General features: G+C 43.1%; 22 protein-coding genes, 1 other RNA gene and 1 pseudogene. 11 read left to right on the top strand and 13 right to left on the bottom strand.

Annotation, left to right across the window (positions count from 1 at the left end; all coding sequences use genetic code 11):
- The first annotated feature begins 79 nt into the window (after positions 1 to 79).
- Positions 80 to 1,234, top strand: coding sequence for an MFS transporter (locus tag QFZ81_RS25130; RefSeq protein ID WP_307440458.1), 1,155 nt, complete (start codon positions 80 to 82; stop codon positions 1,232 to 1,234).
- A gap of 46 nt (positions 1,235 to 1,280) precedes the next feature.
- On the opposite strand, the gene QFZ81_RS25125 is transcribed toward QFZ81_RS25130, so the two are convergent.
- From QFZ81_RS25125 to QFZ81_RS25105, 5 genes are all read right to left on the bottom strand, one after another.
- The gene (locus tag QFZ81_RS25125) at positions 1,281 to 1,517 is read right to left on the bottom strand and encodes a Sec-independent protein translocase subunit TatA/TatB (RefSeq protein ID WP_057306978.1); all 237 of its coding nucleotides are present in this window, start codon (positions 1,515 to 1,517) and stop codon (positions 1,281 to 1,283) included.
- A 130-nt stretch (positions 1,518 to 1,647) separates the two neighbouring features.
- The gene (locus QFZ81_RS25120) at positions 1,648 to 1,842 is read right to left on the bottom strand and encodes a hypothetical protein (protein ID WP_029193437.1); all 195 of its coding nucleotides are present in this window, start codon (positions 1,840 to 1,842) and stop codon (positions 1,648 to 1,650) included.
- A 129-nt stretch (positions 1,843 to 1,971) separates the two neighbouring features.
- The gene (locus tag QFZ81_RS25115; RefSeq protein WP_307440461.1) at positions 1,972 to 2,793 is read right to left on the bottom strand and encodes a YitT family protein; all 822 of its coding nucleotides are present in this window, start codon (positions 2,791 to 2,793) and stop codon (positions 1,972 to 1,974) included.
- Between the two features lie 181 nt (positions 2,794 to 2,974).
- Complete coding sequence (locus QFZ81_RS25110) at positions 2,975 to 3,664, bottom strand: DUF4247 domain-containing protein (protein ID WP_307440462.1); 690 nt, start codon at positions 3,662 to 3,664, stop codon at positions 2,975 to 2,977.
- Positions 3,665 to 3,714: 50 nt separating this feature from the next.
- Positions 3,715 to 4,251: a DUF4178 domain-containing protein gene (locus QFZ81_RS25105; RefSeq protein ID WP_307440463.1), complete on the bottom strand. Its 537-nt coding sequence runs from the start codon at positions 4,249 to 4,251 to the stop codon at positions 3,715 to 3,717.
- Positions 4,252 to 4,531: 280 nt separating this feature from the next.
- On the opposite strand from QFZ81_RS25105, the gene cshA reads away from it, so the two are divergent.
- From cshA to ssrS, 3 genes are all read left to right on the top strand, one after another.
- Positions 4,532 to 6,145: a degradosome RNA helicase CshA gene (gene cshA, locus QFZ81_RS25100; protein WP_307440464.1), complete on the top strand. Its 1,614-nt coding sequence runs from the start codon at positions 4,532 to 4,534 to the stop codon at positions 6,143 to 6,145.
- Between the two features lie 365 nt (positions 6,146 to 6,510).
- Complete coding sequence (locus QFZ81_RS25095; protein ID WP_307440467.1) at positions 6,511 to 7,359, top strand: YesL family protein; 849 nt, start codon at positions 6,511 to 6,513, stop codon at positions 7,357 to 7,359.
- Positions 7,360 to 7,409: 50 nt separating this feature from the next.
- A non-coding RNA gene (ssrS, locus tag QFZ81_RS25090) (6S RNA) lies at positions 7,410 to 7,591 on the top strand.
- 57 nt (positions 7,592 to 7,648) lie between these two features.
- Here ssrS and xylB read toward each other — a convergent pair.
- Both xylB and QFZ81_RS25080 read right to left on the bottom strand, forming a co-directional pair.
- Positions 7,649 to 9,166: a xylulokinase gene (gene xylB, locus QFZ81_RS25085; protein WP_307607031.1), complete on the bottom strand. Its 1,518-nt coding sequence runs from the start codon at positions 9,164 to 9,166 to the stop codon at positions 7,649 to 7,651.
- 152 nt (positions 9,167 to 9,318) lie between these two features.
- The gene (locus tag QFZ81_RS25080) at positions 9,319 to 9,813 is read right to left on the bottom strand and encodes a GNAT family N-acetyltransferase (RefSeq protein ID WP_307440469.1); all 495 of its coding nucleotides are present in this window, start codon (positions 9,811 to 9,813) and stop codon (positions 9,319 to 9,321) included.
- A gap of 160 nt (positions 9,814 to 9,973) precedes the next feature.
- Here QFZ81_RS25080 and QFZ81_RS25075 point away from each other — a divergent pair, with 160 nt between their 5' ends.
- The gene (locus tag QFZ81_RS25075) at positions 9,974 to 11,320 is read left to right on the top strand and encodes an Nramp family divalent metal transporter (RefSeq protein ID WP_373462599.1); all 1,347 of its coding nucleotides are present in this window, start codon (positions 9,974 to 9,976) and stop codon (positions 11,318 to 11,320) included.
- Positions 11,321 to 11,471: 151 nt separating this feature from the next.
- Entirely contained in the window at positions 11,472 to 11,861 is a 390-nt protein-coding gene (locus QFZ81_RS25070) for a DUF1499 domain-containing protein (RefSeq protein ID WP_307440473.1), read from the top strand.
- An 83-nt stretch (positions 11,862 to 11,944) separates the two neighbouring features.
- On the opposite strand, the pseudogene tpx reads toward QFZ81_RS25070, so the two are convergent.
- A pseudogene (gene tpx / locus QFZ81_RS25065) lies at positions 11,945 to 12,464 on the bottom strand (thiol peroxidase).
- 162 nt (positions 12,465 to 12,626) lie between these two features.
- On the opposite strand from tpx, the gene gltC reads away from it, so the two are divergent.
- Positions 12,627 to 13,511 carry a glutamate biosynthesis transcriptional regulator GltC gene (gltC, locus tag QFZ81_RS25060; RefSeq protein ID WP_307440475.1) on the top strand — a complete coding sequence of 295 codons (885 nt, stop codon included), beginning with the start codon at positions 12,627 to 12,629 and terminating at the stop codon, positions 13,509 to 13,511.
- A gap of 56 nt (positions 13,512 to 13,567) precedes the next feature.
- Here the strand turns inward: gltC and QFZ81_RS25055 are convergent, their stop codons facing one another.
- Positions 13,568 to 14,260 (bottom strand): zinc metallopeptidase, encoded by a 693-nt coding sequence (locus tag QFZ81_RS25055; RefSeq protein WP_307440477.1) that lies wholly within the window; start codon positions 14,258 to 14,260, stop codon positions 13,568 to 13,570.
- Positions 14,261 to 14,281: 21 nt separating this feature from the next.
- Positions 14,282 to 14,722 (bottom strand): MerR family transcriptional regulator, encoded by a 441-nt coding sequence (locus tag QFZ81_RS25050; RefSeq protein ID WP_307440479.1) that lies wholly within the window; start codon positions 14,720 to 14,722, stop codon positions 14,282 to 14,284.
- Between the two features lie 305 nt (positions 14,723 to 15,027).
- On the opposite strand from QFZ81_RS25050, the gene QFZ81_RS25045 reads away from it, so the two are divergent.
- Genes QFZ81_RS25045 through QFZ81_RS25035 form a run of 3 tightly spaced genes read left to right on the top strand, consistent with a single transcriptional unit; the run spans position 15,028 to position 18,315 of the window.
- A complete protein-coding gene (locus QFZ81_RS25045) occupies positions 15,028 to 16,413 on the top strand; it encodes an ammonium transporter (RefSeq protein ID WP_307440481.1) in 1,386 nt (461 codons plus the stop codon).
- 39 nt (positions 16,414 to 16,452) lie between these two features.
- The gene (locus QFZ81_RS25040; protein WP_307440483.1) at positions 16,453 to 17,535 is read left to right on the top strand and encodes a DUF294 nucleotidyltransferase-like domain-containing protein; all 1,083 of its coding nucleotides are present in this window, start codon (positions 16,453 to 16,455) and stop codon (positions 17,533 to 17,535) included.
- A gap of 45 nt (positions 17,536 to 17,580) precedes the next feature.
- A complete protein-coding gene (locus tag QFZ81_RS25035) occupies positions 17,581 to 18,315 on the top strand; it encodes an exonuclease domain-containing protein (protein WP_307440485.1) in 735 nt (244 codons plus the stop codon).
- On the opposite strand, the gene QFZ81_RS25030 is transcribed toward QFZ81_RS25035, so the two are convergent.
- Complete coding sequence (locus tag QFZ81_RS25030) at positions 18,301 to 18,738, bottom strand: M67 family metallopeptidase (protein WP_307440487.1); 438 nt, start codon at positions 18,736 to 18,738, stop codon at positions 18,301 to 18,303. The genes QFZ81_RS25035 and QFZ81_RS25030 overlap by 15 nt on opposite strands.
- Positions 18,739 to 18,782: 44 nt before the next feature.
- The gene (locus QFZ81_RS25025; protein ID WP_307605268.1) at positions 18,783 to 20,075 is read right to left on the bottom strand and encodes an MFS transporter; all 1,293 of its coding nucleotides are present in this window, start codon (positions 20,073 to 20,075) and stop codon (positions 18,783 to 18,785) included.
- A gap of 136 nt (positions 20,076 to 20,211) precedes the next feature.
- On the opposite strand from QFZ81_RS25025, the gene QFZ81_RS25020 reads away from it, so the two are divergent.
- Positions 20,212 to 20,745, top strand: a complete 534-nt coding sequence (locus QFZ81_RS25020; protein ID WP_307440491.1) for a TlpA family protein disulfide reductase — start codon at positions 20,212 to 20,214, stop codon at positions 20,743 to 20,745.
- Positions 20,746 to 20,872: 127 nt separating this feature from the next.
- On the opposite strand, the gene cimA is transcribed toward QFZ81_RS25020, so the two are convergent.
- Positions 20,873 to 22,492, bottom strand: coding sequence for a citramalate synthase (gene cimA / locus QFZ81_RS25015; protein WP_307605267.1), 1,620 nt, complete (start codon positions 22,490 to 22,492; stop codon positions 20,873 to 20,875).
- Positions 22,493 to 22,654: the final 162 nt, after the last annotated feature.

The raw sequence follows: 22,654 nt of genomic DNA, 5'->3' as shown, positions 1-22,654 counted from the left end.
CTAGCTTTTATTATAAAGCAAGCACGAAACTACGCACAGAGGAAATTTGTAGAGGTTTGTAGAAAGAAGGTAGCCATTGTTGAGACTTGATAAACAAATTATTTCGTTATCTGGCGTTAATTTTTTTTACTATGCTTCGAGTGCCATTTTATTGCCCTATTTACCTTTATATTTGCAAAGCAAGGGCTATTCAGCTAGCGAGATTGGACTCTTAATGATGATTGGTCCGTTCATCTCTATATTCGCACAGCCATTCTGGGGATATGTCAGCGACCGATTCAACTCGGTGAAGAATATCGTGTTTTTACTTTGGAGCCTTTCCTTACTAGGAAGTTTTGGCTTGTTTTTAACAAAAGGCTTCGGTCTTACACTTGGATTTATTTTACTGCTTTATTTCTTCTTGCTGCCATCCGTTCCGCTCATCGATAATTTGGTTGTTAAATCAACGGCGCAGCGTGGAATGTCTTATGGATCCGTCCGATTATGGGGTTCTATCGGATTCTCGGGTGTTGCTCTAATTTCGGGTCTTTTCCTCGAAGAATTAGGTGGGGTAGCCAACATCCCTTATTTTTATTGGGCGTTGTGGATCTTCCCATTTCTACTGCTTGCTTTTATTAAAGACGAGAAGGGCAGCGGACAGCGAATAACATTAAGTGCGATCGGTACAATTTTCAAAAATAAAAACTTCTTATGGTTTATGGTCATGGTTCTGATGATATCAATTCCACATCGAATGAACGATGCACTATTAGGTTTATATCTGAATAAATTAGGTGCTACGGACTCAATGGTCAGCTGGGCATGGGCAATTGCGGCATGCACCGAAATTCCGGTATTTGCCTATATCAATCGGTACATACATCGCTATCACGAACTGACCATCTTAGGTCTTGTTTCGGTCTTATATACGATACGTTGGTTACTCTACACGTTATTCAGCGATCCTTGGGTGCTAATTGGTTTGCAGACAACACATATGCTCACTTTTGCTGTTCTGTGGATCGTTGCGGTTCAGTATGTTGTGCGTCTGCTTCCCGAGCAATTTGGCTCAACGGGTCAATCCATTCTTGCGATGGTGTTCATGGGACTTGCCGGAATTATCGGTGGTTCAGTAGGCGGATGGTTGAGTGAGCAATGGGGAGGCGCAAGCATGTATGTGTTTGCGTCAGTTATGTCGGCAATAGCGGCAGGTATGTTTTTCGGTACACAAGCAGTAATGCGTAGAAGAAGCTAATCGTAAATAAAAACACCCGGCAGCAAAATTAGCCGGGTGTTTGGACTTATTTCTGAACTTGTCCTGATTCGGTATTCGTGACCTCTGCAGGATTAATCTCTTTACGGACCGGTACAGGCTGATCATCAGTAGCTGTATTACCGCCATTTCCATTCGTTGCATCTTTAAATTCACGAAACATTTTGCCAAAACCTCTGCCAAGTTCAGGCAGTTTATTAGGCCCAAACAAAAGAAGGGCAACAATTGCAATTAAGATGATGTGCCAAGGAGATAATGCTCCCATTCCAGACACCTCCATTAGTTTATCTTAGTACGATTATATCATGTTCTTATCATAACCTATATACCCTAATTATTACAAACTCAATAACATTGTATGAATAAAGTGTTAGTTGGCCAGAAAAAGACGCCCCTTAATGATAAAGGGCGTCTTTATGATGTTCCGTAATGCTGAACTGAATAATTTCCATGACATCTTCTGCTTCGAGCGCCTCAATGCCAAACCGGAGGACGATCTCGGAGTCCAGCTCATAGCTGGTTAAGAAGGGGTACAACTCGGGTGTTAATTTCATTACAATCCTGGATAATTTGACTGTCTCCACAAGCATCACCCTTCCAATCAAAAGATTAGAATAAGAACTACGCCTGAACCACTCACGATGAAGCCAGAACTATATGAAATTATTATCATTATAACACAATTCAACTTGGAATAAAGAGGCGGATTGCACGATTAGTTACTTAAGCTTGCGGAATTCGCCGACAACACCAACGGTTTCCACGATATTCACGAATGCTTTCGGGTCTATCTTCTTAATAATTCGCTTTAATTCTACGAGTTCATAGCGTGTAGTGACGGTCATTAACATATCATGCTGCTGTTTCGTATATGCGCCTTCCGTCTTAACTAAAGTAACGCCTCTAGGCAGCAGAAGCAGTTCGTTAAGCAACTCTTCCTTTTGTTTTGTTACAATGAACGCTGTCACTTTGACATGGCGAATATGTATAGAATCTACAACTTTGCCACTAATATAGATGGCAAGCATCGAGTAAAGTGCAAGGTCCCAATTTTGCTTGAAATAGCCAAGTGCAACAATGACAACACCGTTCATGGATGAAAGAAGGGTACCGAGAGGGAAATCGAATTTTCGGGTCAAAATCAAGCCGACAATATCAAATCCTCCACTTGAGCCACCTATTCTTAAAGTGATACCGCTTCCTATACCTATGAGTACTCCCCCAAAGACTGCACCAAGAATGGGTTCCTGTGCGACATAGCTTGTAGGTATGATTTGCATCAACCATGCAGTTAATATGACTGATGCAACACTGATCATAATAAATCTACGGCCAATTGAAACCAATCCCCAAATCATCAATGGCAGATTAAACAATAAATACAAGAAGCCAATGTTAAAATTCGTAAAATAACCAATAATCATGGCAAATCCAGAAACCCCGCCGCTAAGCAGTTGGTGAGGAATGAGGAACATGTTGAAACCGACAGCGACAAGCAGTGCGCCAACTAGAATAATGAAAGCATCTAGCGCTTTTTTCAAAAAAAATCACCTCTAAAATAGTATGCAGCATAAAGCAAGTATAATTCATTCTTCTAAAACTTCAATCATAATTTACCTTAGTTCAATTAAATGAAATTTTATGGAAATAAAATAAGCCTTTACTTATGATGAAAAAAAGCTGTATCCAATTCATGGACAACAGCTTTTATAGAAGTATTGATTAACGTCTCTTGAAGGAACCTGTCTTCTTAGATGTACTTGGCTTACTAACGGATGGTTTAGTTACCTTATTGGGTGTTGAACCATCGTTTCGACGTGTTGTAGAGTCGCTTCCAGAACTTGGGGTGCCTGTACCGCCCTTGAAGGTGCCTGTTCGATCAGAAGTTGTTGGTTTCTTATCCTTTGATACATCCGTAGTTGGCGTAGTTGCCTTACCGCCGCCTGTGTTATAAGCGGGTGTCCGGGTATAGCCTCTATAGTCGTAAGGGCGTTTGCTGTTGAACCATCCTCCACCGAATAAGGATTGAAGCAGTGTGGCTGTCAAATAACCTTGTAAGAATGAGGAGTCGTAATGTGATTTGGCATATTCAATACTATCGATTTGAACAAGCGTGTTTTTACTATCACTAGGATCCTTTTGAACGTTAATAACCTTATCATTATATACAAGGAACATTTGATCGTCAGATTCCTTGCTCTTTTCCTTCGGTGACTCTTTCGCTGCTAGTTCAGTTGCTACAGCAGGGACGCTTTTGTTTTCGACTAAATAAACCTTGGAGAGATTGCTCCCTTTGCCGTCAACACTAACTAACGGATACTGATCTTTGATATAACGTCCGGCATCAGCGCCACACGCGGTAAGAAGGGCGATGATCAATAAGAAAGAAACCCATGAAGTCCATCTTTTCACTTTTCAGTAATCCCTCCTTTCCAAACATTTCTAATGATAACATATGTTGTCTAGGGCGTCGATTTCAAAAATTTAATCTGATTGCCCGGTGTGCGCTCTCCTTCAAGAGCAATAAATTTGCCGTCCTGCCATTGGAGGAAGAAGAATCTACGGTCCGGTCCAAAATATCTCCAAAAGATGATGTCGTCTCCGCTGCGGAAGTCGGTGTTTCCTTCAGTCCGAGTGACATCATTGCGATGAAACTCCAATTCAAAGGTAACATCTTCATCAAGCTCCAAACGAGTAGGGACATCATTCGGATCATCTAGCGCACCTTCGACAAAGCTGCAAAGGAAACAATCATAGGTTCGCCCTTTTTCCACAATCAAACACTGAATATTTTTGCCGCTTTGTAAATAATAAGCGTAACGATGTGGAGCAAACCCGCGGTCAAAATAAATGACCTTGCCGGAAACAACATACTCCTCTAAGTCTACATTGACAATATCCCCAACTCGGGCGTCTTCAAGTGGATTACCTATAGGTGTTGTTGTTGGTTCTTGTTTTTGACTACGTAGGATGCTGCTGACTCGTTTAAATATGGACATTGAAAACTCTCCTCTATTCCGTTTATTGTTCTACCTTGTAATACGTTTAGCTTATGCGTAAGGTTTCGTTCTCATTATGTAAGACGCTACTGGAAATGTGTGTATGACTTGTGCTATAATATTTTAGATGTTCTTAAGGGCGGCCAGTTGGATCATGGAAGATGATAAATCGAAAGTGTATTCCACCAATAAAACTATAGACACGGATAGGAAGTCGTACTTAAGGGTAAAAAAGATACAAGGCATTAGCCTGCCCTGTACAAAAGGAGATTGAATATATTTGAAAACATTTCAAGAGTTTGGTTTAGAGCCAACAATTTTACGCGCTATTACCGAGATGGGCTTTGAAGAGTCCACACCGATCCAAGAAAAAACGATTCCTTTGGCTATGGAAGGCCGGGATTTAATCGGGCAAGCGCAAACAGGAACGGGTAAAACAGCTGCTTTCGGTATTCCGCTTATTCACAAAATCAATATGAAAGAAGAGCGCATTTCTGCTCTTATCATGTGTCCTACACGGGAACTTGCCATCCAGGTTGCGGAAGAGATTGAGAAACTCGGTCGTTTCAAAGGCATTCGTTCTTTGCCCATCTATGGTGGACAGGATATCGTTAAACAAATTCGTGCATTGAAGAAAAAACCGCAAATCATTATCGGTACACCGGGACGTCTACTTGACCATATTAACCGTAAAACAATCAAATTAGACGATGTGCAAACAGTGGTTTTGGATGAAGCGGATGAAATGCTTGACATGGGCTTCATGGATGATATCCAGTCCATTTTGAAATTGGTACCAGAAGAGCGTCACACGATGTTGTTCTCGGCAACAATGCCAACCAATATTCAAAAATTGGCACAACAGTTTCTTCGTAACCCTGAGCATGTATCGGTTATCCCGAAACAAGTTAGTGCACCATTGATTGACCAAGCTTATATCGAATTGCACGAAAAACAAAAATTCGAAGCACTTAGCCGTTTGATCGACATGGAAGCTCCAGATCTTGCAATCATCTTCGGTCGTACAAAACGCCGGGTTGATGAATTAGCAGAAGCTCTTCAAAAAAGAGGCTATGCAGCTGAAGGTCTTCATGGTGACTTGTCCCAAAATCAACGTGATAATGTCATGAGAAAATTCCGTGACGGCAGCATTGATGTACTTGTAGCAACAGACGTTGCTGCGCGTGGTCTAGATGTATCCGGCGTTACTCATGTAATTAACTTTGACCTTCCGCAAGATCCGGAAAGCTATGTTCACCGTATCGGTCGTACAGGCCGCGCTGGTAAAGAAGGTACAGCTTGGACTTTCGTAACACCTAGAGAAATCGATCACCTGCACTTTATCGAAAAAGTTACACGCCACAAAATTACCAAAAAACCACTACCTAGCTTGGCTGAAGCCATTGAAGGTAAACAAAAAATGACAGCTGAGCGTATTCTTGATGTGCTTCAAAATGATACACAAGCAGAATTCAAAGGCCTAGCTATTCAAATGTTAGAGCAATATGATTCCGTAAATCTCCTTGCTGCAGCTATGAAGCTTCTGACAGGCGATAAAAAGGAAACGAATATTGAGTTAACACCAGAAGATCCGATTCGTGCAAGAAAGAAAAAATTCGATGTTCGCAGCTCAGGTAGACGAGTTGGCGGCGGCTATGGCTCAAGTTCAGGATCAGGAGATCGTCGTCAAGGCGGCGGATACAGCTCCGGTGCTGGTTCCAGCAGCAGCTCGAACTCCCGTTACCCGCGTAAAGATAGTAGAGATTATGGTTCAAACAGAGAAGGTGGAAGCAGTTCTTCCTCCAGAAACCGTGAATACGGAAGCAACAACTCCGGAAACCGCGATCGCTCCAGAGCTCCTCGCAAGAGCGAAGATACATTAGTGAATAAATAAGGGTAATAACCCCAAAAAAGAAAGGCGGAGATCCAGAAGGATCTTCGCCTTTTTACCATGAGTATATGGTTTAGAGTACGAAAGAGCTAGTGATTATAACGAGCAAGATGAAGAGAACCAAAATGGCACCTGCGGATGTTCCAACTGGATGAGACATAGTATCAACCTCCTGAAAAATATTTGGGGGTAGTTCTTATTGACAATACTATATTATGTAAAAGAACCTAGAACGACTAGACGTCTACCTATATGCTCAAAAATAGGCTATAATTAAATCAATGAAAAAGTAAGACAACTTAAGATGTATGCGTTTTAACAATCAACGTAGAAAGTTTCCGAAAGGAAACGCTAAGGAGGAAGCAGTTTTGGAGTTTAGAGGAGTTATGGGAGGACTGTACAGAATATCGGAGTGGATTATGCGTTTGTCGGTCATTAATCTGCTTTGGATGCTATGTTCGATTCCGGTTTTCTTTTTTGCTTTTATGGGCTTGGTGAGTCCATCCGTTGATGCATTGAAGGCATCACTGCCCATTATCGCCATTTTGGCACCGTTTACTTTATTCCCTGCAACTTCCGCGATGTTTGCTGTAGCTCGGAAATGGGTTACAGGAGAAGAAGATGTACCACTTTTGAAAACATATTTCCGTGGATATAAAGAAAACTATCTACAGAGTATGGTAGGTGGCATTTTCTTCGTAATCATTTTTGTTATCATTGCGGTGAACTACTTCTTTTATTTGAAACAGGGGAGTTCGCTGAAACTATTGGCCGTATTATTTATAGCTTTCACGGTCATTATTATCATTTCTATGTTCAATTTCTTCTCGATTATGGTTCATTTGCATATGAAGGTTTTACAAATTTTGAAGAATGCTGTATTGATTACCATTGGCAATCCAATCAATTCGATAGTTCTGCTGCTTTGCAACGGAGCCATCCTTTACATTTGTTTGACCAAATTTAATTTCTTCCTTGTCGTTTTCTTCATGGGAAGTATTATGGCTACCTTCTCGTTCTGGCAGTTTAACCGCAGCTTCACCAAACTCCAAACGAAGCAGCAAGAACTAGAAGAGAAGGAACAACAGAGGTTGGCTGAAGCGCAAGAAGAGGAAGCACAAAGTGACACTGAGGTTTTAACTGAAGGTGAAGAAGAAAAAAGTAAGACAGAAATTAGCTTGCATAAAAAAGATGAGAATGAAAAGACTAAAGACTAAACCTACCAGTTGATAATCAACCGGTACGGCACTATAATAAGAACTACAAAAGAATCCTGCGATGTACGTAACGGTTTTAAGTTGTTTTAAACCAATGACTGTTTCTAGGGAGACCTACATTGAAGTGTGGCTGACATGCCCTCGAAAGGGGACCTCAAATACACCTCTGCGGACACCCACCTGCGAGAGCGGGTTTGAAGCACCAAAACCGGACGGCATAGGCGGGTTTTTTTGTATTAAAAAGAGGTTGATCAGGTAGATTCCTGTTCAACCTCTTTTTAATGTATTTTCAATGACCAGCCAAATCACTTAGCTGATGGAAGGTGTTCTGAAGAGTTCCGTAAAGACCACGATATATTTGATAGTAGGCTTCATACTGTTTTTGATTATTAACATTTGGTTCTACGCGATCGGTGACATGAATCCATTTCTCACAGAGTGTAGTAATATCCTCTTGCAGTACGCCGGAAGCAGCCATAATAGCAGCGCCGTACGCAGGGCCGTCTGTGGAATTAACCGTGACCACAGGGATACCGAAGATATCAGCAATCATTTGACGCCAGAACGGACTTCTGGCACCGCCGCCATTCACTCGAAGTTCGGTGACTTCAATGCCGGACTCGCGGATTAGTTGCAGCGAGTCGCGGAGCCCGAAGGTAATGCCTTCGAGTACGGCACGTGTGAGATGTGCTTTCTCGTGCCGTAGGTTTAGACCGATGAAGGCGCCTCGAGCCTTCGGATCGGGGTGCGGTGTCCGCTCACCAGATAGGTAAGGCAGGAACAACAAGCCTTCGCTCCCAAGGGGAGCTGTAGCCGCTTCAGACGTCAAGATCTCGTAGACGTCTTTGCCTTCCTGCTGCGCACGCTCAAGCTCCTCGTGTGCGAAGTGGTTGCGCCACCACTGGAACGAGCCGCCAGCGGCCAGCATGACCCCCATGCGGTGCCACTTGCCAGGCACACCGTGACAGAAGGAATGAAGCCGATAAGCTTCATCTACTTGGTAAGTGTCGTCGTGAACGAAGACGACACCGGATGTGCCGAGCGCCACAGAGGCGATGCCTTGGCGTACGACGCCAACACCTACGGCGCCGCAAGCTTGGTCGCCGCCGCCAGCGACGACCTTGGTGCCTGCGGCTAGGCCGGTTAGGCTGGCCGCTTCCGGCAGCAGGTGTCCAGCCACGTCGCCGGACTCATAGAGCGGCGGCAGCCATTCCATAGGAATGTCCAGCCGCTCAGTGACGGTCTGGGACCATCTGCGGTGGGCGACGTCCAGCAGCAGCGTGCCGCTTGCGTCGGCCATGTCCATGCCGAACGCTCCCGTCAGGCGCAGCCTGACGTAGTCCTTCGGCAGCAGCAGATGCCGAACGCGCGCGTAGTGCTCCGGCTCATGCTGCCGGAGCCAAATGACCTTGGGTGCGGTGAAGCCGGTCAGCGCCCGATTGCCCGTAAGTCGGCCGAGCTCGGCTTCGCCGACGGTCGACTCGATGTAGGCGCACTGCTCCGCGGTGCGCTGGTCACACCAAAGCAGTGCAGGCCGGATGACCTGCTGCGCCTCATCCAGGAATACCGACCCGTGCATCTGGCCGGAGAAGCCAATACCAGCGACGGCTTCGCCTGCGACGCTTGTTTTCTCTAAAAGAGCGCGGATGCCCTTGACTGTGGCATTCCACCAATCCTCAGGATGCTGCTCTGCCCATCCCGGATAGGGCTGCTGAAGCGGATATTCAACGCTATGGCTGCCGATCACCTGACCGGAGTCATCCACAAGAATGCATTTAACTGCAGAAGTTCCTAAATCTAAGCCCATGAAATACGACACGAAGATTCACCCTTTGTTGGTTAAATTATTGTAATTTAGTAGTTTCCTCTATATTCTTTGTTTGTTTAATAAATATACAAAGATTATTAGTTATTATATTCGCACGAAAGAACGGAAATCCTGCTTACAGCGATATTTATTTATTTCCATATTAAATTCATTTCATGCCAGTGGATGCCAGCATGCTGAGAAGTGGATGGAGCTGCATAAAGAAATCCATTTTTTTCGTAGAATGAAATTAAATGCTCTTCACACATTAAAACAATGCCCTTCAAATCATCTTTTCTGGCTATTTCGATGATACGTTGCAGAAGTTCAGTGGCAACCCCGCGTCGTTGGTAGGACGGGTGCACGGCGATGGTCAACACACAGAGATATTGTCCTTCCTCAGCATGCTGGGTCTCCTGCTTGATACTATCATCTGTTAATTCGTTATTATGTATCTTTACGCTATTGGTTACGCCGATGATTTGATGGTCTAGCTCATTTTCTGCCACAAGAAAATAGGAGCCAAACACATGCTTTCTCATCTGAAAAGCTTCAAATGTGGCAGCCGCCTCCTTTGAGAAAACAACAGTCTCGATCTCATAAGCCTTCCTAATATCTTTATCGTTTTCAACTGGGCGAATTAGCATAATCGTTGAATACCTCCTTGTTAAAACTTTCCTCAGGGAAAATATTTTTTGTATGCACATGATTGTTTACCTATAGCATAAGATGGGGTCATATAGTATAATGATGAATAAAGTTTCCTTTGAACAACATTATTGGTCTTGCGAAAGAAGAGGTAATCAGATGGGTATAGCATATAAAAAACCAGAACAAGAGTCCAATGGATGGAAAGGCAGCTCACCAATGCCTAGTCTGCCTGAAGTCCATCATAGTATGCGCGTGCCAAAGAAAGCGGGTTTTTTCCGTAAACTACTTGCTTTTGTGGGTCCGGGCTATCTCGTAGCCGTAGGATATATGGATCCGGGAAATTGGGCGACTGATTTAGCAGGTGGCTCTCAATTCGGATATACATTGCTTTCTGTTATTTTAATATCAAATTTAATGGCGATTCTGCTGCAAGCTTTGTCTGGCCGCCTAGGAATTGTAACAGGTCGAGACTTAGCTCAAGCTTGTCGTGATCATTATAGTAAACCTGTTTCATTCGGACTATGGGTATTATGTGAGCTAGCTATTGCAGCATGTGACTTGGCTGAAGTCATTGGCGCTGCAATTGCCTTACAGCTATTGTTCGGTCTACCGCTTATTTATGGAGTCATCCTGACTTCGTTAGACGTTCTTTTGGTTCTTATGCTGCAAAAAAAGGGCTTCCGATACATCGAAGCCATGGTTATTAGTCTAATCGCTCTAATTACGGTTTGCTTCGTGATGGAACTTATTTTCTCAAGACCTGATTTTGCTGCTGTTGCCATTGGTTTTATTCCTAGAACGGAAATTGTAACGAACCCAGCAATGTTATATATCGCCCTTGGTATTCTGGGAGCAACTGTCATGCCCCACAATTTATATTTGCATTCTTCTATTGTACAAACGCGTAAAATCGAGCCGACGGTAGAAGGTAAACGTGAAGCAATTAAATTCGCCACAATAGATTCGACTGTAGCTTTAATGCTGGCTTTGTTCGTCAATGCTGCAATACTCATTCTTTCTGCAGCAGCCTTTCATTCGGCAGGTAAAGAAGTAGCAGAAATACAAGATGCTTATCACCTTTTGGGGCCTATGCTGGGCACAGGTGCCGCGAGTATTCTATTTGCAGTTGCGCTGTTAGCTTCAGGGCAAAATTCTACACTTACAGGTACTTTGGCCGGTCAGATTGTGATGGAGGGCTTTCTTAATATTAGACTCACTCCTTGGCTGCGCCGATTAATTACACGGTTGATCGCGATCGTGCCCGCGGTCATTGTCATAGGTATTTATGGAGAGAGCGGCGCTACAGATTTACTCGTTCTTAGTCAGGTGATTTTATCCTTGCAGCTTTCCTTTGCTGTTATTCCACTTGTTACGTTTACTTCGGACCGCAAGAAGATGGGGGAGCTTGTAACACCAAAGTGGATGATTTTACTAAGTTGGTTTGTCGCTATTTTGATTGCAGGCTTGAATGCTTACTTACTTTACACCACTTTTTTTGGGTAAATAAAATATGGAATAAAAATGGAAAATCGGAGGAGCAATCCTCCGATTTTTATTTCCCCTCTTTTTCTTAAGCCTAAACAATGGTAAGATAGAGAGCAGTGTAGAAATGGCAAGTGGTCTATATGTACTTCATTGAAGGGGGAAAAGGCTTTTGCTTAAGAGAACTTTAATCGGATTACTTCGCAGTCATGAAACGACCGGAGATAAAGCCAAAGATCCTTTGCTTAAAACAAGATATTACAAGCTTCCTAAAGACCAAGTATGGGAAGAAGTCACTGCCGTTCTGAAAAAAACGCCGGGCTATAAACTTCTCCACGAAGTTCAAAATGTAGGTGAAATTCTCGCGGAACGTAAAACAATGACTGGACGAACACAGGATGTTACGTTGACGTTATTTGGGATTAATCCCGTGAAAACCGCGGTAGACATTTATTCAGCATCCCGAGGCTCAATGGGGGATTTGGGTTCCAATTACCGTACTATTATAGATATTTATAAACAATTAGACAGAAAGCTTGCTCCATATAAGATTGAAGGATGAGAAAACTCTTATCGAGGCCAATCAATTGTGGAAACAAAAACAGCAGGGAAGCTAGGCCTCCTTGCTGTTTTATTTTGTGCGTATTAAACTAATTTTTTGACAGCTTCTACAGCTGTTTCATAATTAGGGTGAGCCGCTCATTTCACCAAGGTACTCAACGTATTGAACGGTATCATTCGCATCGATAACGAAGATGGAACGCATATCAAGTTGAAGCTCTTTGATCAATACGCCATAAGCTTCGCCGAAGGATTTTGTTTTGTAATCGGACAAAGTGATCACTTTGTCAATACCTGCCGCACCACACCAGCGGGATTGTGCGAAAGGAAGATCAACACTGATCGTCAGTACGGCAACATTGTCGCCTAGACCTGCTGCTTCTTCATTGAAGCGGCGAGTTTGTGCGTCACAAACGCCTGTATCCAAAGAAGGAACAACGCTGATCAGCTTTACTTTACCTGCATAATCTGCGAGGGAAACTTGAGTCATCAAATCTTTGTTAACCGTGAAGTTAGGTGCTTTGTCACCCACTTTAATTTCAGGTCCTACCAAAGTAATCGGGTTGCCTTTAATGGTAGCAACACCAGTACGTTCTTGTGCCATATGAACTGTTTCCTCCTTTATTTTCCATGCTAAATAACAACCTATTTATTATAAGCTTTTTGAACTTAGGTTGTCCAATCGTTACTGTAAGGCTATAATTTATAATGTTTAAAGATCGTATAAGCTCGTAATCACGTAAGAAAAGTCGGGGGATTTATACAAGTGGAATTAAGACAATTGCAGTACTTTGTAAAAGTAGCAAGAAAGCAGCATGTGACCCAAGCAGCGGAAGAAATGCATGTGGCGCAGTCAGCCGTTAGCCGGCAGATTCATCTTTTAGAAGAAGAGCTGGGCATTAATTTGTTTGTGCAAAAAGGTCGTAATCTTCATCTTACCTCAGTAGGTCATTTATTCTTGAGCCGGGTCGAGGGGATATTGACGGACTTGGAACGTGCTGTAGGCGAAATACATGAATTTCTTGACCCGGAAGCTGGGGAAATTCGCATTGGGTTTCCACATAGCTTGGTCATCAATTTGCTCCCTGCTGTCGTTGCAGCCTTTAAAAAAGATCACCCTAACGTTAAATTCAGGCTGCGTCAAGGGACTTATACGTCCTTAATCCGAGATGTCTCTAAGGGAGAGATAGATCTGGCTTTCATTTCGCCATTTCCAGAATCTCATGAACATGTTTCGGGTGAAATTTTGTTAACCGAAGAGCTGTACGCGATTATTCCCTCCAACCATATCCTTGCGGATTACACATCCATACGATTGGAGCAGTTAAAGAATGAGCCATTCGTTATGTTTAGTGAAGAATATACGCTGCGTACGATTGTGATGGAGGCTTGCTTGAAAGCGGGCTTCGTTCCGAAGATTGAGTTCGAAGGTGAAGAAACAGATACCATACGTGGGCTTGTAGCCGCGGGTATGGGGGTCAGCTTGCTTCCTTCCATGGCTTTAATGGAAAGTGGTCAAATGCAGCCGGTCAAAATTCGTGTGACCGATCCTGTGGTCACTAGAACTGTCGGTTTAATTTGCCGAAAAGGTGAAAAGTTGCCTTTGGTGGCTGAAGTATTCAGGCGGTTTCTCAGTGATTATTTTCAATGAAAAAAAAGCTCATCTTGTATGTGTGAATGACACCTTACAAGATGAGCTTTTATGTTTTAGTCGTCACTATTACGGCCATTAAATATCATGATATATTTCAGAAGTTCAAGAACGGAGATTAAGGCGGCTGCCACATACGTAAGAGCGGCTGCATTTAATACCTTGGCTACCCCGCGTTCTTCTTCATTAGAGATGAAACCTTCGGCGATCATTAAATCCCGGGCTCTTGAGCTGGCGTTAAATTCTACTGGCAGTGTAACTAATTGAAAAGCAACGGCTGCTGCGAAAAAGATAATGCCCAGACCGAGTAGCCATGGGATCTGTTGAAAGAAGAAGCCGGCTAGTATGAGCAAGGGAGCTACACCAGAAGCGAAATTAACAACCGGGAACATGCGATGTCTTGCGACAAGCATCGGATAGTGAACTTGGTGTTGAATGGCATGGCCTACCTCATGACAGGCGACAGCGACAGCTGAGATGGAGCTTTGGTAGTAGACCGGTTCAGATAAACGTACTACTCTGGCTATCGGATCATAGTGATCTGATAGGGTTCCGGGTACAGCTTCAACCGGGACATCATACAGTCCGTTGGCATCAAGCATGCGCCTTGCTGCTTGAGCTCCCGACATTCCTGAGTAAATCGGAACTTTGGACCATTTGTTGAATGTTCCCCGAACTCGAAACGAGGCCCACAACGAAAGTCCGAATGCAATAATAATGAGAAAATCCATGGGATGAAAAAAGAACATTTGACATTCCTCCGTATTTCGTTATGAGAACGGATTTTTACCTAGAAGAACGATTAGCGCTTCAATACAGGCTGCGGTTGGCTGAGTAAGTATACGGGAAAGCTTCTTCATTTGATTTGGTTTCAACTGTTGGATAATGGGTCCCAGCTCTTTAGCTTCTTTCATTAACTGCTCTAGATGAAGTTGGATAGATGTTAGTTTATCTCTCACAGTATCATCTGGGGATACTTTGCTCCATTGTTGTAAATTCGCTTTGATTTCCTCTAAGGTATATTTCTCGTTCTTCATAGATTCAATACGTTTAAGCCGAGTCAAAGTTTCATCACTATAAAGGCGGTAGTTCGTATCTGATCTCTTCTCGGGTTCGATCAAGCTCAACTTGGTGTAGTAATCAATGGTTCGAGAACTAACATCGGCAAGTTTGGCAAGTTCTCCGATTTTATAGAGCTTCTCTTTTCCCATAATAAGTTCACCTCTACTCCAATGTTATGTAGGAATTCTTCTATATAGTAATGATACCTGATTACAAACCGTACAGTCAAACGTAATACTTTTTAAAGCTGACATTGATTTTAGGATAGGAATTGTAACATTTTGCTCGATCTATGAACGAAAACACGAATTATGCCTGTTCGATGTGAGGTTATTTTTCGCTTTTTTCAATTTTTCAAAGAAAATCCTATTGTCAAACCCATTTAACCTGTATATAATGACATTAAGAGTTTCATTACATGTTACTTAATATAACATTAAAAGGAAGTGGTCGTATGGTTAAGAAGTTGTTGTTAGCATTCGGCGTTATGGCATTATTATTCCCTACTCTTGCATTTGCTGCAGATGAAGCGACAGTACCCCAACTTCAAAGTGCAATCGATGCCGTTTGGATTATGTTGGCTGCTATTTTGGTCATCTTCATGCAAGCTGGTTTTGCTTTATTAGAAGCGGGGTCTACTAGAATGAAAAATGCCGGTCACGTAGCCGGTAAAACAATTTTAACTTTCGGTTTATGTGCCATTGCTTTCTGGGCTGTAGGTTTTGGTTTCGCCTTCGGTGACGGAAATGCGTTCTTCGGAACAACAGGCTTCTTCGTTACAGGCTTAGAAGATCAAGCAACAGCGGCATTCGCTTCCCTTTCTTATTCTGATGTGCCAATCGGTATTAAATTCTTGTTCCAACTAGCTTTCGCGGGTGTTTCCTTGGCGATTGCATGGGGCGGATTTGCAGAAAGAGCAAAGCTTCCTGTTTACTTCATCTTCGGAATTTTATTCACTGTCTTGATTTATCCAATTGTTGCTCACTGGGTATGGGGCGGCGGCTGGTTGAGCAAGCTCGGTATGCAAGATTTCGCAGGTTCCACGGTTGTTCATTTACAAGGTGCAACAGCAGCGCTTGTAGCTACCATCTTGTTAAAACCTCGTATTGGCAAATATAATAAAGATAAAACACCAAACTTGATTCCTGGTCACAACCAAGTGTTGTCTGTCCTCGGTGTTATCATTCTTTGGATCGGTTGGTTCGGTTTTAACCCAGGTAGTACACTAAGTGCAATGGGTGATGGGTTCTTTGGTTATATTGCGTTGACAACGAACATGGCTGCTGCGGCAGGTGGGGTTGCGGCTCTAATCATTTCTTGGATGTACTTCGGTAAAGCAGATATTCCTAGTATGTTAAACGGTGTTCTTGCAGCGCTTGTTGCGATTACCGCAGCTTGTGCGTTCGTAGATACTTGGGCTGCCATCGTAATCGGTGCGGTAGCTGGTATTGTTACATTCTTCACAGCACAATGGTTTGAAAGAGCTGGAATCGATGATCCGATCTATGCTTTCTCTGTTCATGGTATTGCAGGTATTTGGGGTACTCTTTCCACTGGTTTATTCGCTACACCTGAGCTTTCAGCGAAGGTTGGTGTTGGTGGTGCAGGATTGTTCTACGGCGGTGGTTTACACCAATTGGGCATTCAAGCACTAGGTTTAGCTGGAGCATTTGTCTTCGTTCTAGTTCTTTCCTTCATTATCTTAGGAATACTGAAAGCTACGATTGGTCTTCGTGTTACAGAAGAAGAAGAAATTATCGGTCTGGATTTGTCTGAACATGGTTCTTACGGATATCCAGAACAAATGAAAAAAGCAGCTCAAAACGGCGCGTCCGTTTAATACCACATACACTTTCTGCTAGAGCAAAGGGGATGCAACATGAATCATCTCTCAATGGAACAGATCCTGGAACGCATCTATCAATCGGAACAGTTCGATGAGATGCGAATAACCAGAGATCAGGTGCATGAGATGTTTCGGGAGCATCTCCTTTTCTCTCATTCACCTGAAATTGGGCGAAAAATAAATCAAATACACGATGCCTTCATTCACAGAACGATAGAACTGGCTGAACATATGTTGGAGGATGAAGGGTTCGGGAAACCGCCTGTTCCTTATGCATTTATATTGCTGGGTAGTGGAGGAAGACGTGAACAAACGCTTTGGAGTGATCAAGATAACGGACTCATTTATGAAGAAAGTGAAGATCACACAGAGGAAGAATTAGATGACTATTTTATCAAACTTGTAGATTGTATCCTTCGTGGTCTTGATATTTTAGGTTATCCGCCTTGTGAAGGCGAGGTGATCTCGAGCAACAAGCAATGGCGTAAGCCGTTATCCTCGTATATTGAAATGATGACAAGATGGTTTATGGAACCGGATTGGGAAAATGTTCGTTATTTGCTCATCCTTGCTGATATGCGCTGTATCTTCGGTTCTAAAGCTTTGGTAGATCGGCTCAAAAGCGAGTTTCTTGCTTATGTTCAGGAGCATCCGAGTATCTTAAAGTATTTGTTATCCAATACACTCCATCACAAAATAACATTGGGCGTATTCGGGCATCTGATTAGGGAGAGATATGGGGAGGATGCAGGAGGGTTTGATATTAAATATGGCGCCTATATTCCAATAGTAAATGGTATTCGACTACTTGCTATTCAAGCAGGGATCATGCACTCATCTACGTTAGAAAGAATTAGATTGCTGCAGGAAAATTCCTTTATTCCTAAGCAATTAGCCGTTGAATGGCAGGCTGCTTTTGGAGTTGCGCTTAAGCTTAGAGATTTGACACCGTATCAGCTTGATAATGAGATGTATACAACAAGAGGTAAACTAAACGCTTATCAGATGACCAAAGAGATAAAGCAAGAATTAAAACATTGCTTACGTACAGGGATCGAGTTACAAAAATATGTTAGAAAATCAATCGTTTCACACATAGAGACAGAAAAAGGTTAGAAATAACAAAATTTATGCTTCATTGGGTAGGGAGAGTGATTCGAGATGAAAGATATGCGTCCGGCTGGGCGAATGTGGCATTTGTACAAAATGGGTGGTCTTACTCCGGCTCTTACGTCCATGTTTGATGTACAGAGTGCTCAACAGATGGCTTTTATTCGTTCCATGTTGAAGGAGCAAAGGAAAGATTCCCTGTTTGAGATACCGCTTCACTCGATGGAAATTGTTGTTTTTGATTTGGAAACGACGGGCTTCTCTCCTTATAACGGTGATGAAATTATTTCATTCGGAGGCGTCTCTGTCATTGGCGGTGAAGTGCAAAGTAATCATACATTCTATAGTACGGTAAATCCAAAGCGTAAAATTCCGGATGAGATTGTGGAGCTAACGGGTATTACGAACGAAATGGCTGCTGACGCGCCTGAATTAATCGGGGTGTTAAGTGACTTCTTGGAGTTTGTTGGGCAAAGAATACTGGTTGCGCATGCAACCGGGCATGATAAAAATTTCTTGAATTCGGCCCTGTGGCGTACGTCCAAAGTGAGCTTATCACATCGTGTTCTCGATATTATGATGATTGCCAAATGGCTAATGCCGAAAAGGAAAAATTTGAGCTTGGACTCTCTGCTTCATGCCTATGATATTCCGGTAACGAATCGTCATCATGCGCTGGAGGATTCCCTCATGACTGCGCAGCTGTGGTCTAGATTCATGGAGGAAATAAAATCAAGAAATGTAGATACCTTAGGTGATTTGTACGCCTTATTAAGCCATCACTGACCTAATGACAAACGCAAGTTTGTGATAAGTGGTCTGGGGGGCTTTTTTTATTTGGAAAAGCTGTAGTTCGGGGTGTTGCGGTTGTTGTAAAGATAAGATCCAATAGGTAGGAATCGAATGCCAGAGGGTTTGTAGATCCTGTTCCGAAGGAACTGGAGGAGCCGTAGGGTGTGAATGGAAAAGGCCGATCACAGGGTTATTGCTGTCCATTAGATAAGGGAGCATTTCCACGGGACTTATTTCAAAACGATTCCGTGGGTTACTTGCGATATTACGTAAAGGAATGAAGGTACTCGCTTGCAGTTCTTCATTCTTGCCAGGGGCTTGTCCACCGAGAATGAAGCCGCATGCTTCTTCAGGGAGTCGTTTCAAACTATGGTTGATAAGATTATTGTAGAGCTCTTCATTTATATGTACCCTCACTCGTACTCCCCCAAAAAAAGATCAATAAGAATGAGGTTAGTATATCATGCTTTTTTGTTCAATTCCCCTTTTGGCTTAATAAAGAAGAACACGAGTGCAAGCATTAGAAGCGCCATTGAAGATACCGTGATGAATATGGTTTTGTGCGATATGTTCATGAGCCATCCGAAAAGTGGTGGGCCGAAAGCTACACCAATGAAACGAAGACTGTTGTACAACGAAGTTATCATGCCGCGCTGGTCACGCTCTACCGAGCCAGTAATCAGTGTATTTAAACAAGGCAGCAGGAGGCCTGTGCCAATACCACTGAGTGTAAGTAAACCGATGAATATGTAGAGATTGACGTTTAGAAAGATGGCTAAAGCTAACGAAACTGTCATCAGCATAAGACCAATGTTCATTAACCAGCGCATGAGTGTGCCGTTTTGTTTGATTAAGGCGCCGGTCGTGTAAGAGGTGATGACCATACCGAGCAAGGGGATAGCAAGAATAAGGCCCTTTCGTATACCTTCAATGCTATAAGGTTCTTCTTCTAGTATTTGTGATAAGTAAAAGAGAACGCCGAACAATATAAAAAGCGTGACGGAGCCAGCGAAAAAAGCTGGAATGAGCCAATGGCCTTTTTTTCGAAGTATATCTTTAATTTGCTTCAAGTATTGCTTAAGAGGCTCAGCTTCCTTCTCTTTGGGTGGTTCCTTAATCAGAAAGATAACAGCGAGCAGCGCCAACACACAGAATATAGGAAAGGCGAAAAACGGGGCAAACCAAATGATTAAGGCTAATAATGAGCCCAATATAGGACTCACAACTTTGCCTGTACCGTTAGATGCCTCGATGAGTCCAAGTGCTTTACTTGCTTCCCCACCCTTGTATAAATCACCAACAAGCGCCATTGCGATAGGGGCCGTACCTGCGGCACCTAAGCCTTGTATCGCTCGTGCAGCTATCATTATGGGATAGGAATTCCAAACGGCTGCAAAGCCTGCTAGAACGCCCGCTGAACCGTAAATGATTAAGGAAGGGATGATGACAGCTTTGCGTGTGAAACGGTCTGATAAATAACCTGATACAGGGATGACGAGTCCGGCTGTGATGGAAAATAGGGTGATGACGAGTGAACTCTGGAAACGGGATATGCCCATTTTTTCCTGCATATCAGGCAAGATAGGAACTAGCATGGAATTGCCTAGAACGAGAACTAAAGGGATCGTTGCAATGGCGACGTATTCCCAGATGTGACCTTTTTTGTTTTTGGACTTGTTTTCGGATTTATTTTCAGATTTGTCTTCAAATATATTTTTAGAAAATTTTTTGCCTTCGGCTGCTTTTGTATTCATTATAATGAGAGTCCTTTCAGAACATGTTGTATGTTTACTTTTCCCATTTAAGTGAAAAGTATTCTTTGGATTTTCATTGATGTTGGAATTTTGGTGAATTTGGAGATAATATAGACAGAGTGGAGGTGGAAATGCTATGAAAAAAAATGTGCTAGTGATAGCCTTGGTTGTTATATTAGCTGGTTTTGCTATTTATCAAAACGCCCAGCGCCAGAATAAAGAGACGCTTATGCCTACTGAACAAGCGCCAAAAGTGAATTTCTTGGCCCCCTCGTTTACGTTAAAAGGGCTTGATGGGAAAGATTACTCGATTGGTGGGCCGCGTGAGAAGCCTTTGTTCGTTAATTTCTGGGCTTCATGGTGTGGTCCTTGCGAGGAAGAGGCACCAGATTTGGTGAATGTGTATAATAAATATCAAGGGCAGTTTGATTTATATGCGGTCAATGTGACACCTGGTGATAAAATGGAGAACATTACGAAGTTTGTGGAAACCTACAAATACCCATTCCCGGTGTTATTAGATAAGCAAGGAACGAACGCCGATACCTATCGGGTAGTCGCCATTCCAACAAGTTTCTTAATTGATAAAAATGGGGTAATTCGCGAGATCGTTCATGTACTCTCTCCTAGAGATTTGGATAAGAAAATTGCAGGTCTTATAAAAGAATAAAAAAAGCTGCTAGAGACCGCCAATGGCTGGCGTACTCTTCGCAGCTTTTCTTGTATGTCCTATTAGAAAAAACTTACCTCTAAACGCAGTCACTCAACCTTGAGTGGTCTCGATAGAGGTTTACTCATTAATGGTTCACTAAACCTAGGCGCTCTTGTTGATCTTTGTTTACAGGCTCTACGCGTTTTCTTCCGATTAATGCATAGCGCAAACTATCTACGAGTGCATACCAGCTGGCTTCAATGATGTTACTAGACACACCAAGCGTGTTCCAGGTTGTATTGAAGTCAGTCGATTCCATCAGAACGCGAACCTTACCGGCAGTAGCCCCTTTCACATCAAGGACACGTACCTTATAGTCGGAGAGATGAACGTTCTTAATATCAGGGTAATATTGGATCAGCGCTTTACGTAAGGCATTGTCAAGAGCATTAACAGGACCGTTGCCTTCAGCCGCGGTGTAAATCGTTTCGCCATGAACCTTCACTTTAACGATGGCTTCGGAAACGACCGATTGATTTGCGGACTTCTCAACAAGCATCTTGAACGATTCTAATGTGAAAATCTCTTCTAGGCCTTCGAATGCTTCGCGCAGCAAAAGCTCAAGTGTGGCATCTGCTCCTTCGAATTGATAGCCTTGATGCTCGAGATCTTTAATTTTCTCAATAACTTCTTTGGTTTTCTGATGTTCTTTATTAAAGTCTAGATTCAGTTCTTGGGCTTTCACGAGCACATTGCTTTGTCCCGCAAGCTCTGAAACAAGTACACGTTGTTTGTTGCCGACGAGTTCAGGCTTCGTATGCTCATACGTACTAGCATCCTTGAGAATGGCTGAAACGTGAATACCGCCTTTATGCGCAAATGCCGCATTCCCGACATAAGGCTGATTAACAGGCATATGCATGTTAGCGATCTCGCTAATGTATCTCGAAACAGGCGTTAACGATTTCAGTTGCTCCTCGGAAATAACCGAATAGCCAAGTTTCAACTGAAGGTTAGGGATAATGGAGCTAAGGTTAGCATTACCGCAGCGTTCTCCATAACCATTGATGGTTCCTTGGACTTGTCCTGCTCCTGCTTGTACAGCAGCAAGGCTGTTTGCCACACCCAATTCACAATCATTATGAGCGTGAATGCCTACAGGGGTGGTGACATTCTGTTTAACGATGGTGACAATAGAAGTAATTTCTCCAGGTAATGAGCCGCCGTTGGTGTCACAAAGGACAATCCAATCAGCTCCAGCGTCCTGTGCTTTTTTGATCGTCTGCAAGGCGTACTCGGGATTATTCTTGTAACCGTCGAAGAAATGCTCTGCATCGTAGATGACTTCAAGACCGCTGCTTTTTAAATAAAGAACGGAGTCAAAGATCATGGCAAGATTTTCTTCAAGTGTGGTTTGAATGGCTGTTGTGACATGGAAGTCCCAGGACTTACCGAAGATGGTTGCTACCTGAGCGCCTGACTCCACGAGTCTGTTCAGATTAATGTCATCCGCAGCAATGGAATCTTTACGCCTTGTGCTGCCGAATGCAGTAATCTTCGCATTTGTAAACTTCATGTCGCGGGCGCGTTCAAAGAATTCAATATCTTTGCTGTTGCTGCCCGGCCATCCGCCTTCAATATAATGAACCCCAAGCTCATCGAGCTTGCGGGCAATTTTAATTTTATCCTCGACGGATAAGCTGATGCCTTCTCCTTGCGTTCCGTCTCGTAGTGTGGTGTCGAAGATTTTGACTGATGTTGGCATAGGTTCCTCCTTCAAAAGCTAGCAAGGTGACTTCGGTGCTTGATGTGTAGGTGCTTGTGCTTGCTTTAAAGCGCTAATGTATAATTAACGATTATACCATAATAGTAGGGGTAAAGACATCATAACGCAAAAATACGTTTGCTTGAAAGAATAATTTTTTGT

Source organism: Paenibacillus sp. V4I9 (assembly GCF_030817295.1).
GTDB lineage: Bacteria > Bacillota > Bacilli > Paenibacillales > NBRC-103111 > Paenibacillus_E.
The sequence above is the reverse complement of the archived record's forward strand: the minus strand, read 5'-3'. Positions and strand labels throughout refer to the sequence as shown.

Coding starts and splice junctions, on each gene's coding strand:
- QFZ81_RS25125 (WP_057306978.1), bottom strand. CDS start 1,517: ATGGGAGCATTATCTCCTTGGCACATCATCTTAATTGCAATTGTTGCC.
- QFZ81_RS25080 (WP_307440469.1), bottom strand. CDS start 9,813: ATGCTAATTCGCCCAGTTGAAAACGATAAAGATATTAGGAAGGCTTAT.
- QFZ81_RS25050 (WP_307440479.1), bottom strand. CDS start 14,722: ATGGGAAAAGAGAAGCTCTATAAAATCGGAGAACTTGCCAAACTTGCC.
- QFZ81_RS25120 (WP_029193437.1), bottom strand. CDS start 1,842: ATGCTTGTGGAGACAGTCAAATTATCCAGGATTGTAATGAAATTAACA.
- QFZ81_RS25055 (WP_307440477.1), bottom strand. CDS start 14,260: ATGTTCTTTTTTCATCCCATGGATTTTCTCATTATTATTGCATTCGGA.
- QFZ81_RS25020 (WP_307440491.1), top strand. CDS start 20,212: ATGAAAAAAAATGTGCTAGTGATAGCCTTGGTTGTTATATTAGCTGGT.
- QFZ81_RS25040 (WP_307440483.1), top strand. CDS start 16,453: ATGAATCATCTCTCAATGGAACAGATCCTGGAACGCATCTATCAATCG.
- cimA (WP_307605267.1), bottom strand. CDS start 22,492: ATGCCAACATCAGTCAAAATCTTCGACACCACACTACGAGACGGAACG.
- QFZ81_RS25045 (WP_307440481.1), top strand. CDS start 15,028: ATGGTTAAGAAGTTGTTGTTAGCATTCGGCGTTATGGCATTATTATTC.
- QFZ81_RS25075 (WP_373462599.1), top strand. CDS start 9,974: ATGGGTATAGCATATAAAAAACCAGAACAAGAGTCCAATGGATGGAAA.
- QFZ81_RS25025 (WP_307605268.1), bottom strand. CDS start 20,075: ATGAATACAAAAGCAGCCGAAGGCAAAAAATTTTCTAAAAATATATTT.
- QFZ81_RS25035 (WP_307440485.1), top strand. CDS start 17,581: ATGAAAGATATGCGTCCGGCTGGGCGAATGTGGCATTTGTACAAAATG.
- xylB (WP_307607031.1), bottom strand. CDS start 9,166: ATGGGCTTAGATTTAGGAACTTCTGCAGTTAAATGCATTCTTGTGGAT.
- QFZ81_RS25105 (WP_307440463.1), bottom strand. CDS start 4,251: ATGTCCATATTTAAACGAGTCAGCAGCATCCTACGTAGTCAAAAACAA.